The organism is Dietzia sp. WMMA184 (assembly GCF_002441635.1).
Taxonomy (GTDB): Bacteria; Actinomycetota; Actinomycetes; order Mycobacteriales; family Mycobacteriaceae; genus Dietzia; species Dietzia kunjamensis.
In genome coordinates this window covers 2,273,147-2,289,187 of record NZ_NXEI01000001.1, presented here as the reverse complement: position 1 = coordinate 2,289,187, position 16,041 = coordinate 2,273,147, and the positions used below count along the sequence as shown (strand labels likewise).

Sequence of the window (16,041 nt, the reverse complement as noted above, 5' to 3'; positions counted from 1 at the left end):
GGGGGGCCTACTGCCAGTAGAGGCCGCCGGGGACGTCGCCGCCGCCGGTGAGACGGCAGGTGAGCACGTCGCCGTCGGCGGAGGTGACCGCGAGGCCCTCCTGGGCGCACGGTCCGCCGGGTCGCGCCTGTCCGGTGGCGTCCGCGACCGCGGCCCCGCCGGTCCCACCCGTGCCGCCCTGCGGCAGCCACAGGGGGCCGGCGCCCCCGGGGTCCTCGGTGCAGAACAGGGCGGAACCGTCCTCGGCCTGGGCGACCTCGCCGAGCATCTGGCAGGGCCCACCGGTGCCGACGACGTTGGCGGGCAGTCGGGACGCGGGGGCGGGGGAGACCGGCGGTGCCGGCGCGGGGGGCACGGAGACGGGCTGCGCGGTGTCGGGAGCCGTGGTGATGGGGGCGGGAGTCGAGGATGACGACGACGACGAGGTGTCGGGCCGCGTCGTCGGCGAGGTGGCGGAGTCGTCCGCGGTGTCGGCGGAACAGGCCGAGAGTGCGACACCGGCCGCCATCGCGAGTGCGATGACGGCCGGGACGCGACGACGCCCCGGGGTGGTGTGCGGGTGGTTCGTCGCTGTGTTCATACGATCCTTCTGCTGCGCTGGTCAGGCCCCGATGATGAAGGCCTCGAGCTCGGCGCGGGCCTTGTCGTCCGCCATCTGCTCCGGCGGCGACTTCATCAGGTACGCCGAGGCGGGCAGGATCGGTCCCCCGATGCCGCGGTCCTTGGCGATCTTGGCCGCGCGGACGGCGTCGATGATGATGCCCGCCGAGTTGGGGGAGTCCCACACCTCGAGCTTGTACTCGAGGTTGATCGGGGCGTCACCGAACGCGCGTCCCTCGAGACGAACGTACGCCCACTTGCGGTCGTCGAGCCACTCCACGTAGTCGGAGGGGCCGATGTGGACGTTGCGGTCGTGGATCTTGTCCTTGAGCGACCCCTCCAGGTTGGAGGTCACGGCCTGGGTCTTGGAGACCTTCTTGGACTCCAGGCGGTCACGCTCGAGCATGTTCTTGAAGTCCATGTTGCCGCCGACGTTGAGCTGGTACGTGCGGTCCAGCGCGACGCCGCGGTCCTCGAAGAGCTTGGCCATGACGCGGTGGGTGATGGTGGCACCGACCTGGCTCTTGATGTCGTCGCCGACGATCGGGACGCCGGCGCTGCGGAACTTCTCGGCCCACTCCGGGTCGGAGGCGATGAACACGGGCAGGGCGTTGACGAACGCGACGCCCGCGTCGATGCAGCACTGCGCGTAGAACTTGTCGGCCTCTTCCGAACCGACGGGCAGGTAGCTGACCAGGACGTCGACCTCGGCGTCACGCAGGGCCTGCACCACGTCGACGGGCTCGGCGGCGGACTCCTCGATGGTCTCGCGGTAGTACTTGCCCAGGCCGTCGAGGGTGGGTCCGCGCTGCACGGTGACGCCGGTCGGCGGCACGTCGCAGAGCTTCAGGGTGTTGTTCTCGGAGGCGTTGATCGCCTCGGCGAGGTCCATGCCGACCTTCTTGCCGTCCACGTCGAACGCGGCGACGAACTCGACGTCGCCCACGTGGTAGTCGCCGAACTTGACGTGCATGAGTCCGGGGACGGTCTGGTCGATCGCGGCGCCGGCGTAGAACTCGACGCCCTGCACGAGCGAGGACGCGCAGTTGCCGACGCCGACGATCGCGACGCGCACCTTCTTGTCGGTCATTGGGGATCTCCTTGTGATGGGTTCTCTGTCCGGATGAGTTCATTGATCCAGCGCAGCTCGCGCTCGCTGGTCTCCAGCCCGAGCAACGTGAGTTGCCGGGCGTAGCGCAGTTCGGTGGGTCCGGCGCGGGTGGCGGCGTCGCGTTGGCTCTCGCGACGCTCCTCCAGCACCCGACGCCGGCCCTCGAGAAGGCGCACCCGGGCGGGCCCGGGAGTGCGGTCGAAGAACGCGAGGTGGACGCCGAAACCGTCGTCGGCGAACGACGCCGTCACCGGCTCGTCGAGCAGGGCCGCCAACGTCCCCTTGCCGCGGGTGGTGATGCGGTAGGTCTTGCGCCCGCGCCGCGTGGTGGCGGGCGGCCTGGTGGCGGTGGCGGCCGAGGAGTCCTCGACGATGTCGCCCTGCTGCTGGAGGCGGCGCAGAGTGGGGTAGAGGGAGCCGAAGGACACGGTCCGGACCGTCCCGAGCATCTCGGAGAGTCGCTTGCGCAGCTCGTAGCCGTGCATCGGCCGCTCGTCGAGCAGACCCAGGATTGCCAGTTCGAGCACTCCACCTCCCCCTTCCCGCGAATCGTGCCTGTGCGCGTCGCGCGCCGTGCGTCATGCGACGGATTCACACTGTACACCTGCTGATGTATCGAGCCGATATACCGAGCGGTGGCATCGGCCCGACGTGTCGGCGCGCTCTGCGGCTCGCTCGGGCTCGGGCCCGCGGCGGGGGCCGTAGGCTGGAGGACGTGGACCAGGCCGACTCCCGCTCCCCGCGACCCGGCCCCGCGCCGGGGCCCGAGGACCCCACCGGCCGTGCGGCGCTCCAGCGTCGACGGGTGGTGGACTTCGCCCTGCGCCGCCGCGGTGTCCTGGGGGGCCTGCGCGAGGGCGCGCTCTCGCTGCGCGAGGTGTGCGACGCGGACGTCTACCTCCTGCGGGCCGCCGGTTTCCACGGCGTGGAGACGGAGACGGTCTGCCCGGTGTGCCGCAAGGAGAACCTCACGGAGGTCTCCTGGGTGTTCGGTGACGACCTGGGGCCGGCGTCCGGGTCGGCCCGCGGTCAGGACGAGATAGACCACCTCGCGTTGACCCACGACGGGTTCACCGTCCACGTGGTGGAGGTGTGCCGCAGCTGCTCCTGGAACCACCTCATCCTCTCCTACGAGGTGGGGCTCACCCCGGGTGCCGGAAAGCGCGTGCGACGAGCGGCGCGAGAGCTCCGCCGACACAGCTGACGCCCGCCCGGAGTGCCCGACGCGGGTTCCGGAGTACAGAATCGGTCGCGATTTCGTACACAATGGTCGCCAGAGCACCGCAACCGGGGGACTCCCGGGCCAGACGGGTCGGCTCGCAGGAGGGTAGAACATGTCGCAGAATGGCAGGACGAACCGGTCCGCCGACGAGGGCCGGAGCACCAGCTCGGACCGGCGCGGCTGGGCCCGTCGCCATCCGATCTGGACGACGGTGATCCTCCTCGCCGTCGTCGTCCTCGTGATCCCCCTGGCCATCGCGGGGGTGATGTACAACCGCACCGAGATCCCCAGCCCCGGCAGCGTCCGCACCGAACAGATCTCCGAGATCTACTCCAGTGACGGCACCACGATGATCGGCCGGATCGTGCCCCCGGAGGGCAACCGCACGCTCATCGAGCTCGACGCGATCCCCGTCCACGTGCGCAACGCGGTGATCGCCGCCGAGGACCGCAGTTTCTACACCAACGAGGGGTACGACCCCACCGGCATCGGTCGCGCGGTGATCGGGCAGATCACCGGCGAGGCCGGTGCGGGCGGTGGCTCGACCATCACCCAGCAGTACGTCAAGAACACGATGGTCGGTGACGCCCCCACGTACCAACGCAAGGCCAAGGAGATCGTCATCGCGGCCAAGATGACGAACGAGTGGTCCAAGGACCAGATCCTCGAGGCCTACCTCAACACCATCTACTTCGGCCGCGGCGCCTACGGCATCGCCGCCGCGTCCACCGCCTACTTCAACAAGCCGGTCGAGGCGCTCACGATCGAGGAGGGCGCGCTGCTCGCCGGCGTCATCCAGTCGCCGTCCGCGCTCGACCCGCTCAACAACCGGGCCGCGGCGGAGGGCCGCTGGAACTACGTCATGGACGGGATGCGGGAGATGGGCGCGATCGACGCCCAGCAGCGCGGCAACGCCGCGTTCCCGCAGGTCGTCGAGGACCCGCAGGCGATCGAGCAGAACGTCGGCGACCCGAGCAACGGACCCATCCGCCGTCAGGTGCTGGGCGAGCTCGCGGCCGCCGGGATCGACGAGCAGATGCTCAACACGCGGGGGCTGAAGATCACCACGACGATCGACCCCCAGACCCAGTCGGCGGTCGTCGACGCCGCCCGGTCGAACATGCAGGGCGAGAGGCCGGAGAACCGGACCGCCATCGTCTCGATCAATCCCAAGACGGGCGGCGTGATCGGGTACTACGGCGGCGAGGAGGCCGAGGGCTGGGACTACGCCAACGCCCCCCTGCAGACCGGTTCGACGTTCAAGATCTTCGGCGTCGCCGCCGCTCTCGACCAGGGCATCGGCCTGGGGACCCAGATCTCGTCCGCGCCGGTGACCACCGGCAACGTCACGGTCACCAACGTCGACGGCCGGTCGTGTGGCTCGTGCTCCATCTCCCAGGCGTTGCTGCTGTCGCTCAACACCTCGTTCATCCGGCTCCAGCGCATGCTGGACAACGGGGCCAACGACGTCCGCGACATGGCCCACCGCACCGGCATCCCCAAGCAGATCCCGGGCCTGCCGTGGGAGACGCTGAGCGAGCAGGGCGAGGATCCCTACGACGGCCTCATCCTGGGCCAGTACCCGATCCGCGTGCGGGACATGGCGACCGGCCTGGCGACCTTCGCCGCAGAGGGCGTCCACCGGCCGACCCACTTCATCGAGCGGGTCGAGACCGCCGACGGCGAGGTGCTGCTGGACAACTCCTCGATCGAGGGTGAGGAGGTGGTCGACCCCGACGTCGCCAACAACCTCACCTCCGCGATGCAGCCCATCGCCGCCTATTCGAACGGTCACTCGCTGGCCGGCGGGCGGCCCTCGGCCTCGAAATCGGGCACCACCCAGCTCGGCGAGACCGGGTACAACAAGGACGCCTGGTTCGTCGGCTACACCCCGTCGATCGCGACGGCCGTCTGGGTGGGGACCGACGACAACCAGCCGCTGCTCAACGCCTGGGGCGGCACCATGTACGGCGCGTCGCTGCCCGCCGACATCTGGAAGTCCACGATGGACGGCGCCCTGTCCGGCACGGAATGGGAGAGCTTCCCCGAGCCCGGGTACATCGGCGGCCAGGCCGGCGCGTCCCAGGGGCAGTCCTACGGGAGCGGTTCGGGCACCACGGGCGGGACCGGTACCGGTGCCGGCACCGATGACTACGTCCCCCAGACCAGTCAGGCCCCGGCCCCGGTCCAGCCCGCGCCGGCGCCGCAGGCTCCCGGCCCGCTCACGCTGCAGGTCCCCGGACTGCCGGAGATCGTCATCCCGGGCGCCGGTGCGCCGGCACCCGCACCCGCACCCGCCCCGGCGCCCGCGCCCGAGCCCGCCCCGGTCCCCGGCGGCGGTGGTGGCGATGCCGGTGGCGGCGCCGGCGGAGACGGAGGCACAGGTGGCGCAGGCGGCGGCGGGGACGACGGGGCCTGATCCCGGGCGACCGGGCCCCGCCCCCGCCGCTAGGGTGTGATCGTGCAGAGCAACGGCCGTATCTCCCCGCTGCCGCTCGACGACGACCTCCGCACCCTGGAGCCGCACGAGCGGGCCCGCCCCGGTGACGGGGTCGGCGCGGAGGCCGTCGCGGCGTGGGGCGGGCCGGTCGGTCGCCACGCGGCGGTCGGCCGTCAACGGTTCTGGACCCCGCTGCGCGTGATCATGCTGTTCGCCGTGATCCTCCTGGCGTTCGGGTTCTTCTCCAAGGCCGCCTGCCTGGAGACCACCCATCCCACCGACGGTTCGCAGCCGGGCCTCAACTGGGACGGCCGCCAGTACTACAAGGCGTGTTACGCGGACCCGCTGCCGCTGTACTCGGCCGAGGGGTTGAACACCGGCGCCTTCCCGTACAAGTACATGTGGATCGCCGACAACGGCGAGGTCCGCTACATGGAGTACCCGGTGTTGTCCGGGATGTTCCAGTACGTCACGGCCCAGGCGGCCCAGGCCTGGCACGCGGTCTTCCCCGGCGGGCTCGTCGAGGTGGCCAAGTACTTCGTCCTGGGCAGCGTCCTGCTCGCGCTGGCGTGGATGATCGCCGTGTGGGCCACCTACCAGTCCGCGGGGCGCAGGCCCTGGGACACACTGCTCATGGCGGCCAGTCCGCTCATCATCTTCCAGGCCTTCACCAACTACGACCTGATGGCGATCGCGTTCGCCTCCGTCGCGCTGCTGCTGTGGGCCCGTTCGCGCCCGGTCTGGGCCGGGGTCGTGCTGGGCCTGGGCGTGGCGGCGAAGCTGTACCCGCTGTTCCTGTTCGGCGCCCTGCTGGTGGTGGCCCTGCGCCGCCGGCGCTTCGCCGAGTTGGGTAAGGCGGCCGCGGCGGCGGTGGTGGCCTGGCTGGCCGTGAACCTGCCCATCATGATCCCGTTCCCGCAGGGCTGGCGGGAGTTCTACCGTCTCAATTCGGACAGGCCCGCCAACCCCGAGAGCATCTACGCGGTCATCCAGACCCTCACCGGGTGGCAGGGCTTCGACGCGGCCCGCGCGGCGGGGGAGGCCCCCGCGACCCTCAACCTGGTGTCGTTGGGGTTGTTCGCGCTCGGCTGCATCGCGGTGCTCGTCATCGGACTCACTGCGCCCGTCACCCCCCGGGTCGCGCAGCTGGCGTTCCTCATCGTGGCCTTCTTCCTGCTCACGAACAAGGTGTGGAGTCCGCAGTACTCGCTCTGGCTGGTGCCCCTCGCGGTGCTTGCCGTGCCCCGCGTGCGGCTCCTGCTGCCGTGGATGGCGTTCGACGCCCTGCTCTGGGTGGCGCACATGTCGTACTTCCACGGCGCGGACAACAAGGGGATCGGCGCGGACGTGTTCCACCCACTCGTCCTGGTCCGCGACCTGCTGGTCGTGGCGATCTGCGCGGTGGTCATCCTCGAGATCTACCGCCCCCACCTGGATCGCGTCCGCGTGACGCACCAGGGCACACCCGAGGGCCCGGACCCGCTGGCCGGGGTGCTCGCCGACCCGGACGAACCCCTCGTCGTCGCCCCGCCCGCGAGGCGCGACTCCGTCGACGCCCCCCGGAAAGAGGACGCCGCCCCATGAGCACCAACTCCATGATCTGGATGTTCGTCGGCATCCTGATCGGCTTCATCTGCATGGTCACCGCTGCCGGCGGCTACCGGGCCGGGTGGCGCCAACCCGTGTGGATCGGCTGGACGGTGGCGGCGTTCCTGTTCCTCACCGTCATCCCGGTCACGCAGGCGCTGACCATCGGCCTCCAACACGGCTGACCGCCCCCGCACCGCCCCCGCCCCCGGCCAGCGGCCCGGCATTCCCGCAGTGCGACCGGCACTCACGCGCACAGGTCGAACGGCTCGGTGTCCGGGAAGTGCCGATCCCACTCCTCGGCGGTGAGCTGCACGCCACCGGCGCAGGCCTCGCTCACCACCCGGTCCGGGTCGAGCTGCCACATCCACATGGCGCCCTCGACGCCCACCGCGAGCAGGCCGCCCGTGGGCGAGGCGCTGCGGCCCTGGTAGAGCAGGGGATCGGTGGTCGATCCCAGAACCGCCCACGGTTGCGGCCCGGCAGGGTCGGACACGTCCACCACGGTGACCTGGCCGGTGCTCGAGGTGAGCATGACCAGGTCGTCGTCCGCGGAGAAGGCGGTCCAGTAGATCTCCCCGGGCGGCGCGGTGAACGAGGACAGTTCGCGGGGCGCGGTCGCGTCGGCCATGTCCCACAGTCGGATCGTCTTGTCCCCGCCGGAGGTGGCCAGCAGTGGCGAGCCGTGCGCGTACCCGGCCGACGGCGAGGCGCCGATCCCGGTGGTGAGCCGGTGGGCGACGGTCGGCCGGTCGGGGTCGGTGGTGTCGAGGACGACCGTCTCGGGCCCGAGGGTGGGCACGACGAGTTGCCCGGAGTCGGCCGAGAACTCGGCGACGACGCACGGGTCGGGCAGCGGCACCGTGACCCGGAGCGTGGGCTCGGCGGGATCGGTGACGTCGACCAGTCCCAGGTCGGGGCTGGTGTCGCTACACACGGCGAGGGTCCGCCCGTCGGGGCTGAGCGGGCTGGCCACCACCACGCCGGAGGTCACGGGTAGGGCCGCCACCGATCGGGTGGCGGGCCCGAACGGCGCGGTGAACACCTGCAGGCCCCCGTCGGCGAGCCCGGCGTAGACGACGCGGCCGTCGGGGGACACGGCCACGGAGCCGGAGAACCGGGTCCCGGGGTCGGGGATGACCCGGCCGGTCTCGCGCGGGACCGGGCCGGTGGTGTCGACGACGGTGTGGTGCAGTTCCGCGGCGGTGACGCCGAGGACCCCGGTGGTCCGATCCGCCGAGGACGCGGTCTGGAAGATCGAGTTGGACTCCGAGGCCGCCCCTAGGCGCCCCAGCGGCCAGAGCCGGACCAGGCCGTCGACCGAATACGTCACGAGGTGGTCGGAGTCGGTGAAGCGGACCCCGGTCGCGACCTGCGAGGCCGGCAATTCGGCGAGCATCCGCCCGACGGGGTCGTAGACGCGGACCCGCTCGTCCGACCCGGCGGCGGCGAGCCGCCCCCGGTCGTCGTAGGTGACGTCGTGGACGTAGGCGTTCCACCCGGTCAGTTCGGACAGCGGGCGGGCACCCACGAGGGCCGCGGCACCGTCAGCACCACCGGCGCCGTCCAGCTGCCAGCGCTGCACCGACCGGTCGGTGGTCCCGGCCGCGATCCGGGTCCCGTCGGGGCTCACCGCGAGGGCGAGCGGGATCGCGACCGGCCCGGTGTCGAGGTCCGGCCCGCGGCGACCCCGGCCGGACGCGTCGGCGTCGAGCAGCGTCTTGACGCCCGCGGTGCGGTTGGCCGCCAGCAGGGTCTGCGAGTCGGGCAGCCATTCCAGTGCCTCGACGGGCTTGGCGACCTCGGCCCCGGGTTCGGGGACGGCGACCCGCGCCCGCTGGTCGGTGACGGCCAGCGCCCCGCCGCGCATACCCAGCGGCCACCGCAGGACACGGCCGTCACCGGTGCCGGCCGCGAGGGTGGTGCCGTCGGGGGAGAAGGCGACGGAGTGGAACGGCCCGGCACCCTCCTCGAGGGCGGCCAGGATCGTGGGCTCCGTGGGATCGCGCAGGTCGACCAGGTGCACCGCGCCCTGTCCGGCGACCCCGAGGACCGAGCCGCCCGGCGACAGGGCGGCGGCGTACAGCTCGTGGCGCTCCCCGGCGCCCAGGGCGAGGGTCGCGACCGCGGCGGGGTCGCCCGCGCGGAAGATGCGCAGGACGCCGTCCGAGCTGACGGCGGCGACACCGCCGTCGTCCGGCAGCGCGATGACCCGTCCACTGCCGGGGGCGGCCTCGAACCGCAGTGGCACGTCGGCGCGGCTGGTGTTGAGCAGCGCCGAGCGCGCCTCGGTGGTGGGGTGGATCCGGTAGGCGGCCAGGGCCAACGCGCGGCCCAGGCCGGGGTCGCGGGAGAAGGCGGTGGTGGAGGAGACCGAGCCGGAGCGGGATAGGGCCACGTCGCGGGTGTGGCGGGCGTCCGCGCCGGCGCGGAGTGCGACACCGCTCGCGACCAGGGCCAGGACGGTCACCACCGCCAACGACGCGGCCAGCACGGTCAGTGTACGGATGCGCCTGCGGTCCCTCCGGGCGACGGATCGGTGATGGGATTCGGCGGCGGCGAGGAACTGCCGCTCCGATTCCGCCAGGTGGGCGCTGGGGCCGTCGTCGTCGTCCCTCCACCTCAGGTAGTCCGCGGTCGCCGACGCGGGGGGCAACGCGGACTCGTCGCGCCCCGACCCCTCCCAGTCGGCGGCGGCGGAGCGCACGCGCGCGAGGGTGCGCAGGCCCTCCCGGTCCGCGTCGATCCAGTCGACCAGGCGCGGCCACGAGGAGAAGAGGACCTCGTGGGTGGGGGTCACCGCCTCGCCGTCGACGGTGAGCAGGCCCGCGTGGGCGAAGGGGGTGGCGACGACGAGGAGGTCCTCGGACAGCTCGGCGAGCGGGGCGTGGCGGCGGACGGGACGGGCCGAACGGACGTCGACCAGCCGGAGGAACAGGGTCCTGCACGCGGCCCGGCCCGCCGGATCCAGTTCCTGGTAGACGGCTTCCGCCGACGCGCGGACGGCGCCCTCCACCCCGCCGGAGGAGTAGTAGTCGTCCACGGTGATGCGACGGCGGCGACTGCGCTCCCAGCACACCAGCAGCACATGGGACAGCAGCGGCAGGAGGGAGCGCTCGTCGGCGCCGCCGTCGGCGGGGGCGACCGCGTCGAGCAGCAGGTTCACCAGCGAGGGCTCGACCGTGTAGCCGAGGGAGCGTGCGGGTTCGACGATGATCTCGGCGAGCTGCTCGCGGCTGGGCGGGCCGATCACCACCGGGTCGTCGAGGGCGTCGCGCAGGACGGGCTCGGCGAGGGCGGGCTGGAAGAAGTCCGCGCGCAGGGCGAGGATCGTCGGCCGGCCCCCGGCGGCGCGGGTGGCCAGCGCGTCGAGCACCTCCGCGCGGCGCGCGGGGCTCACCTCGTCCGCCCAGAGCTCCTCGAGTTGGTCGACGACGAGGTGGCCGGTGGCGCTCGCGAGTTCGCCGGTGATCCCGGCCGGGCGCACGATCGCCACGGTCGAGCCCTCGGCGACCCACCGCGGGGCGAGTCCGGCCGCGAGCAGTGACGACTTGCCCGACCCGGAGGCGCCCACCACGACGAGCGGCCGCGTCCGTGAGGCGGTCACGCGGGCCAGGACCTGGTCGATCTCGGCCCCGCGACCGTGAAAGAGGGCGGCGTCGTCACTGAGGTACGAGCGCAGGCCGACATACGGGCTGCCGGTGTCATCGGGCTGGGGCACGGCCGAGCGGGGCGTCGGTCGGGCGTCGGTCGGGTCGGTCGCGGTCGGGGCAGCGGGGTCCGTCGACGATCCGGCCTCCCCGGGGCGGGCGCTGTTCTGCGTGCGGCGGGTGGTGCGTCGGGGCCCCGGACGCATCCGGACCCGCTCGACGGCCGCCCGCCACTCGTCGATGGTGGCCGCGGTGGCGGAGTCTGCGCGGGCGGGGTCCGTGCCGGCAGGGCTCGTGCCGACAGGGCCCGTGCCGGCCGGGTCCGTATCCGAGCCCGCGTCCCCGCCGACCCCGAGCAGGCGGAGCAGCTCCACGAGCGTCGCCTCGCTCGCGCGGGTCGGCACGTGCTGGCCCGAGAACCAGCCGGAGGCGGTCCCGAGGGTCAGGGAGGGGACCAGCCGCACGACGTCGCGGACCGAGAGACCGGCCGTCACCCGGAGAGCGGTGAGCGCGGTTCCGAGCTCCTCCCGAGTCTGAATCTGAGAAGGAGCTGATCGTCCAACTGCGCCCTCGACGGGCTCGCGGGGGGTGTGCACGGTCAACATCGTACGGCCGGGCGACCGGCGTACGGAAGGGATTCGGAGGTCATGTGCTGGGATTTCATACGATCGTAGGACGCATCCGTACGGACTTGTACTGACAATTCGGGGGAAGTTCACGCCGTGACCGGCCGTCGCCAGAATGAGTCTGAACTCATCGAACGAGAGGGCGCCATGACCGCCACGATTCCTTTCCGCCCCGCCGCGGCCCGTCCGGACCTCAGTGACCGGGAGGTCGAGGTCCTCATCGCCTGGCTCGCCTCGGACAGCAAGCGCGAGGTCACCGAGCGGCTGTTCCTCGCCGACTCCACCGTCAGCACGTACATCCAGCGGGTGCGCTCCAAGTACGACGCCGTCGGCCGGCCCGCGCGGACCAAGGTCCGGTTGCTGCTGCGGGCGGTGGAGGACGGCTACGTCAGACTCGACGACCTGTGAGGGGGTGGCGCGCCCGTGCGACGGTGCTGCCGCCGCCGACGGTGATTTCGTCTGCCGAGGTCACCGGGGTAGCCTTGAGCGGTTGCTGACGCAACGACCCTCCTGCCACGGAGACACCGTGGCCGAATCTGTAGTCCACAGGAGGTGATGAGGTCCCATGCGTCAATACGAAGTGATGGTCATCCTCGATCCGAGTCTCGACGAGCGCACCGTGGCGCCGTCGCTGGACACGTTCCTCAACGTGATCCGGCAAGAGGGCGGATCGGTCGACAAGGTCGATGTCTGGGGGAAGCGCCGCTTCGCCTACGAGATCAACAAGCAGACCGAGGGCATCTACGCCGTCGCGCAGATCAAGTCCGAGCCGGACGCGGTCAAGGAGCTGGATCGTCAGCTCGGTCTGAACGAGAACGTTCTCCGCACCAAGGTGCTCCGCGCCGACAAGTGACCCGGAGTGTCCGACCGCACCGGTAATCTGGGCGCGGTCGGTCGGCCTTCGATCACCATCCACCTCAGGCTGTAATACGCCGGCTTCAACACGGAGGACAAGCGCATGGCACAGGGCGACACCCCTATCACAGTGGTCGGGAACATCGTCGCGGACCCCGAGCTGCGGTTCACGCCGTCGGGTGCCGCGGTGGCGAACTTCCGGATCGCCTCCACGCCACGTCGCTTCAATTCGCAGACCAACCAGTGGGAGGACGGCGAAGGCCTGTTCCTCACCTGCAACGTCTGGCGGCAGGCGGCGGAAAACGTCGCCGAGTCGCTCCAGAAGGGCATGCGCGTCATCGTCAACGGTCGGCTGCGCCAGCGGTCGTATGAAACCCGTGAGGGCGAGAAGCGCACCGTCTACGAGGTGGAGGTCGACGAGGTCGGCCCGTCGCTCAAGTACGCCACCGCCAAGGTGACCCGCACCAACCGTGAAGGCGGCGGGGGCGGCGGCCAGCAGGGCGGCGGTTTCCAGGGTGGCGGCCAGCAGGGCGGCGGCTTCCAGGGTGGCGGTCAGCCGCAGGGCGGTTACGGCGGCGGCCAGGGCCGTGGTCAGCAGAACGACGACCCGTGGGGCAGCGCCCCGCAGGCCGGCGGTTCCGGTGGCTTCGGTGGTATGGACGACGAGCCCCCGTTCTAGAGCGCGTCGAATTCCCCGGGGCGCCACCCGCGTCCCACCCCATAAGCATGAGACATGACCTCGCGACATCCCGGCCCAGGTCGGGTCCGTCGGAGGAAAGAAAGGTAGACGGATCATGAAGCTGATCCTCACCGCCGACGTCGACAAGCTCGGTGCGCCGGGCGACATCGTCGAGGTCAAGGGCGGATACGGTCGTAACTTCCTGCTCCCGCGCGGGCTGGCCATCGTGGCCACCCGTGGCGCCGAGCGCCAGGTCGACTCCATCAAGCGGGCCCAGGAGGCTCGTGAGGTGCGCGACTCGGACCACGCCAACGAGCTCAAGCAGAAGCTCGAGTCGCTGGCCGACGTCAAGGTCGCGGTCAAGACCTCGGACACCGGCAAGCTGTTCGGCTCGGTCACCGCGGGCGATGTCGCCTCTGCCATCAAGGCCGCGGGCGGACCGACTCTCGACAAGCGTGCCGTCGAGATGCCCAAGGAGCACATCAAGTCGACCGGCGCCCACAGCGTCGTCGTCGACCTGGGTCACGACACCACCGCGCGCGTCGCGGTCGAGGTCGTCCCCGCCTGATTCACCGCGAAGGGCCCCGATCGTCACAGTGACGGTCGGGGCCCTCGCTTTTGTGGACGGCCTGTGGATAACTAGTTGTAATGCCTAGGGTCCGGACGGTTCTCGGATCAGTGCCGTTCATCTTTCGTTATCCATTGTGTCCCTGTTTGTGACGTGGTAAGCGCCGTTCTCCACCGGCGCCGCGACCTGCGACGATGATGGTGAACTGCGGTTTTGCTAAAAGTGGCCAGCGGTTTCCACCGGTTGTCCACAGTGATACGCCCATCGGCCCTGCGTAACCCACATCCATTCACAGTTGTCCACAGGTGCTCTCTCGCAAATGTGGACAAACCTGTGGATAACCGGGTGGGCGGGACGCCGGGCGTGTCGGTCCGGTGACCTACAGTGGAGGGGTCGCTCGGCGCCTGTTCAGGGTCGGTGCCCGTTCGGGTCGGTGCCTGATCGGGGTCGGTGGCGGTACGAGTTCTACAGCGGAGAGGAGCGGTCATGGCGCAGGGGGGATTCAGCGGTCCCGGCGAGATGCCGCCTCCGCCGGATGAGGGTGGCGGCGGGGAGTTCGGCCGCACCCCGCCGCAGGATCTCACCGCCGAGCAGTCCGTGCTCGGCGGGATGCTGTTGAGCAAGGACGCCATCGCGGACGTGGTGGAGGAGATCCAGCCGGGCGACTTCTACAAGCCCGCGCACCAGGCGATCTACGACGTCATCCTCGACCTGTACGCACGCGGTGAGCCGGCCGACGCCGTCACCGTGGCCGCCGAGCTCGACCGCCGGGGCGACCTCCGCCGTGCCGGCGGTGCCCCGTACCTGCACACGCTCATCTCCACCGTCCCCACCGCGGCCAACGCCGGGTACTACGCGCAGATCGTCGCGGAGAAGGCGGTGCTGCGCCGCCTGGTCGACGCCGGCACCCGGATCGTGCAGTTCGGCTACTCGGGGTCCGAGGGCGCGGACGTCGCCGAAGTGGTGGACCGCGCCCAGGCGGAGATCTTCGAGGTCACCGAGCGACGCACCACCGAGGACTTCGTGATCATCGAGGAGCTGCTGCAGCCCACGATGGACGAGATCGACGCGATCCACACCGCTGGTGGGCTCGCCCAGGGTGTGCCCACCGGATTCGCCGACCTGGACGCCGTGACCAACGGTCTGCACGGTGGCCAGATGATCATCATCGCCGCCCGCCCCGGCGTGGGTAAGGCGCTGGCCCTCGACACCGTCCTGCCCACGCCCGACGGGCAGACCACCATGGGCGAGGTCGCCGTGGGGGACCGGGTGCTGGATGCCGACGGGCAGCCCACCGAGGTCGTCGCCGTGACCGAGGTGTGGCAGGACCGCCCGTGCTTCACAGTGCGGTTCAACGACGGCACCGAGCTGGTCGCCGACGCCGAGCACGAGTGGCGTATCGAAATGGGCGGCACCGAGCAGGTCGTCACCACCAAGTCACTCGACACCCTCATGCTGGTCTGCGACTTCGGCATCGTCGTCCCCGAGAATCCCGGCTCCGGCCGGGCGGCCCGGCTCATCACCGACGTGCGCAGTGCGGAGAGCGTCCCGGTCAGGTGCATCGAGGTCGCCGCCGCCAATCACCTGTATCTGGCCGGGCCCACCGCGATCCCCACGCACAACTCGACCATCGGCCTGGACATCATGCGGTCCTGCTCCATCAAGCACGGGCTCTCCTCGGTGGTGTTCTCGCTGGAGATGAGCCGTACGGAGATCGTCATGCGCCTCATGAGCGCGGAGGCGCGCGTGAAGTTGTCCGATATGAAGTCGGGCAAGATGAGCGATGAGGACTGGACCCGGATGGCGCGGCGCATGGGGGAGATCTCCGAGGCGCCGCTGTTCATCGATGACTCGCCCAACATGACGATGATGGAGATCCGCGCCAAGGCCCGCCGGCTCAAGCAGAAGCACGACCTGCGGCTGATCGTGGTGGACTACCTGCAGCTGATGTCGTCGGGCAAGAAGGTGGAGTCCCGTCAGCAGGAGGTCTCCGAGTTCTCTCGTCAGCTCAAGCTGTTGGCCAAGGAGATCGACGTCCCATTGATCGCGATCTCCCAGCTGAACCGTGGCCCCGAGCAGCGAACCGACAAGCGGCCCCAGGTGTCCGACCTGCGTGAGTCCGGCTCACTGGAGCAGGACGCCGACATCGTCATGCTGCTGCACCGCCCGGACGCCTCCGAGCGCGACGACCCTCGGGCCGGCGAGGCGGACCTGATCCTGGGCAAGCACCGCGGTGGTCCCACGTCCACGATCACGGTGGCGCATCAGCTCCATTACTCGCGTTTCGTGGACATGGCGCGGGGGCTGTAGCTGCCGCGCAAGGCGAAAGTTGAGACTGGGGAGATATATGTTGGGAAGTTGGGATTTTCAGGCAGTTTCGGCGACAGAAGTTGGTACTGCTGAGAATCCGCTGAATCGCGTGCTAAGTCTTCGTGGTTGTGGTCGCCCGGCTAAGTCCGCAGCGACAGTGTCCCGCCAACGTCCAAGCGCTTCGTTCACCCTCTGCTCGCTCGCGAATATACGGACACTGCAACAGGTAATCGCCTCGCCAACCTTCGGTGGTCAACACGGGTTTTCCTCGGTCACCTCATGTCGAGACCTGCAACCGTTTAGATCTCGTGTCAGTAACCATCAGGGATCCAGATAGACTTGTGTCGTAAGCACGACGCCAGACCGTCGGATACATTTGGAATCTTGCTAGAG

The 16,041-nt window shown here is 70.5% G+C and carries 13 protein-coding genes; 9 read left to right on the top strand and 4 right to left on the bottom strand.

Going from position 1 to position 16,041, the window contains the following annotated elements; translation table 11 throughout:
• Positions 1 to 7 precede the first annotated feature (7 nt).
• From CK206_RS10440 to CK206_RS10430, 3 genes are read right to left on the bottom strand one after another with little or no spacing between them, the layout of a single operon-like run.
• Positions 8 to 580, bottom strand: a complete 573-nt coding sequence (locus CK206_RS10440; protein WP_096906352.1) for a hypothetical protein — start codon at positions 578 to 580, stop codon at positions 8 to 10.
• 21 nt (positions 581 to 601) lie between these two features.
• Positions 602 to 1,690, bottom strand: a complete 1,089-nt coding sequence (locus CK206_RS10435) for an inositol-3-phosphate synthase (protein ID WP_096906351.1) — start codon at positions 1,688 to 1,690, stop codon at positions 602 to 604.
• Positions 1,687 to 2,238, bottom strand: a complete 552-nt coding sequence (locus CK206_RS10430; protein ID WP_096906350.1) for a PadR family transcriptional regulator — start codon at positions 2,236 to 2,238, stop codon at positions 1,687 to 1,689. Before CK206_RS10430 ends, CK206_RS10435 begins: the two co-directional genes overlap by 4 nt.
• Positions 2,239 to 2,426: 188 nt before the next feature.
• Here CK206_RS10430 and CK206_RS10425 point away from each other — a divergent pair, with 188 nt between their 5' ends.
• The 4 genes from CK206_RS10425 to CK206_RS10410 all read left to right on the top strand — a co-directional run bounded on the left by CK206_RS10425 (position 2,427) and on the right by CK206_RS10410 (position 7,145).
• Positions 2,427 to 2,915: a DUF5318 family protein gene (locus CK206_RS10425; protein ID WP_227022312.1), complete on the top strand. Its 489-nt coding sequence runs from the start codon at positions 2,427 to 2,429 to the stop codon at positions 2,913 to 2,915.
• 130 nt (positions 2,916 to 3,045) lie between these two features.
• Positions 3,046 to 5,352 (top strand): transglycosylase domain-containing protein, encoded by a 2,307-nt coding sequence (locus tag CK206_RS10420; protein WP_096906349.1) that lies wholly within the window; start codon positions 3,046 to 3,048, stop codon positions 5,350 to 5,352.
• A 36-nt stretch (positions 5,353 to 5,388) separates the two neighbouring features.
• Positions 5,389 to 6,957 carry a glycosyltransferase 87 family protein gene (locus tag CK206_RS10415; RefSeq protein ID WP_096906348.1) on the top strand — a complete coding sequence of 523 codons (1,569 nt, stop codon included), beginning with the start codon at positions 5,389 to 5,391 and terminating at the stop codon, positions 6,955 to 6,957.
• Positions 6,954 to 7,145, top strand: a complete 192-nt coding sequence (locus tag CK206_RS10410; RefSeq protein WP_096906347.1) for a hypothetical protein — start codon at positions 6,954 to 6,956, stop codon at positions 7,143 to 7,145. The genes CK206_RS10415 and CK206_RS10410 overlap by 4 nt, the downstream gene beginning before the upstream one ends.
• Before the next feature lie 62 nt (positions 7,146 to 7,207).
• On the opposite strand, the gene CK206_RS10405 is transcribed toward CK206_RS10410, so the two are convergent.
• Positions 7,208 to 11,104, bottom strand: coding sequence for an AAA family ATPase (locus tag CK206_RS10405; protein WP_096906346.1), 3,897 nt, complete (start codon positions 11,102 to 11,104; stop codon positions 7,208 to 7,210).
• A 279-nt stretch (positions 11,105 to 11,383) separates the two neighbouring features.
• On the opposite strand from CK206_RS10405, the gene CK206_RS10400 reads away from it, so the two are divergent.
• From CK206_RS10400 to dnaB, 5 genes are all read left to right on the top strand, one after another.
• A complete protein-coding gene (locus CK206_RS10400; RefSeq protein ID WP_067720216.1) occupies positions 11,384 to 11,644 on the top strand; it encodes a LuxR C-terminal-related transcriptional regulator in 261 nt (86 codons plus the stop codon).
• 157 nt (positions 11,645 to 11,801) lie between these two features.
• A complete protein-coding gene (rpsF, locus tag CK206_RS10395; RefSeq protein WP_067720016.1) occupies positions 11,802 to 12,089 on the top strand; it encodes a 30S ribosomal protein S6 in 288 nt (95 codons plus the stop codon).
• A 105-nt stretch (positions 12,090 to 12,194) separates the two neighbouring features.
• On the top strand, positions 12,195 to 12,770 hold the full coding sequence (locus CK206_RS10390) for a single-stranded DNA-binding protein (RefSeq protein WP_067720013.1): 576 nt from the start codon (positions 12,195 to 12,197) through the stop codon (positions 12,768 to 12,770).
• A gap of 115 nt (positions 12,771 to 12,885) precedes the next feature.
• Entirely contained in the window at positions 12,886 to 13,338 is a 453-nt protein-coding gene (rplI, locus tag CK206_RS10385) for a 50S ribosomal protein L9 (protein ID WP_067720010.1), read from the top strand.
• Between the two features lie 486 nt (positions 13,339 to 13,824).
• Positions 13,825 to 15,648, top strand: a complete 1,824-nt coding sequence (gene dnaB, locus CK206_RS10380; protein ID WP_067720007.1) for a replicative DNA helicase — start codon at positions 13,825 to 13,827, stop codon at positions 15,646 to 15,648.
• Positions 15,649 to 16,041 lie beyond the last annotated feature (393 nt).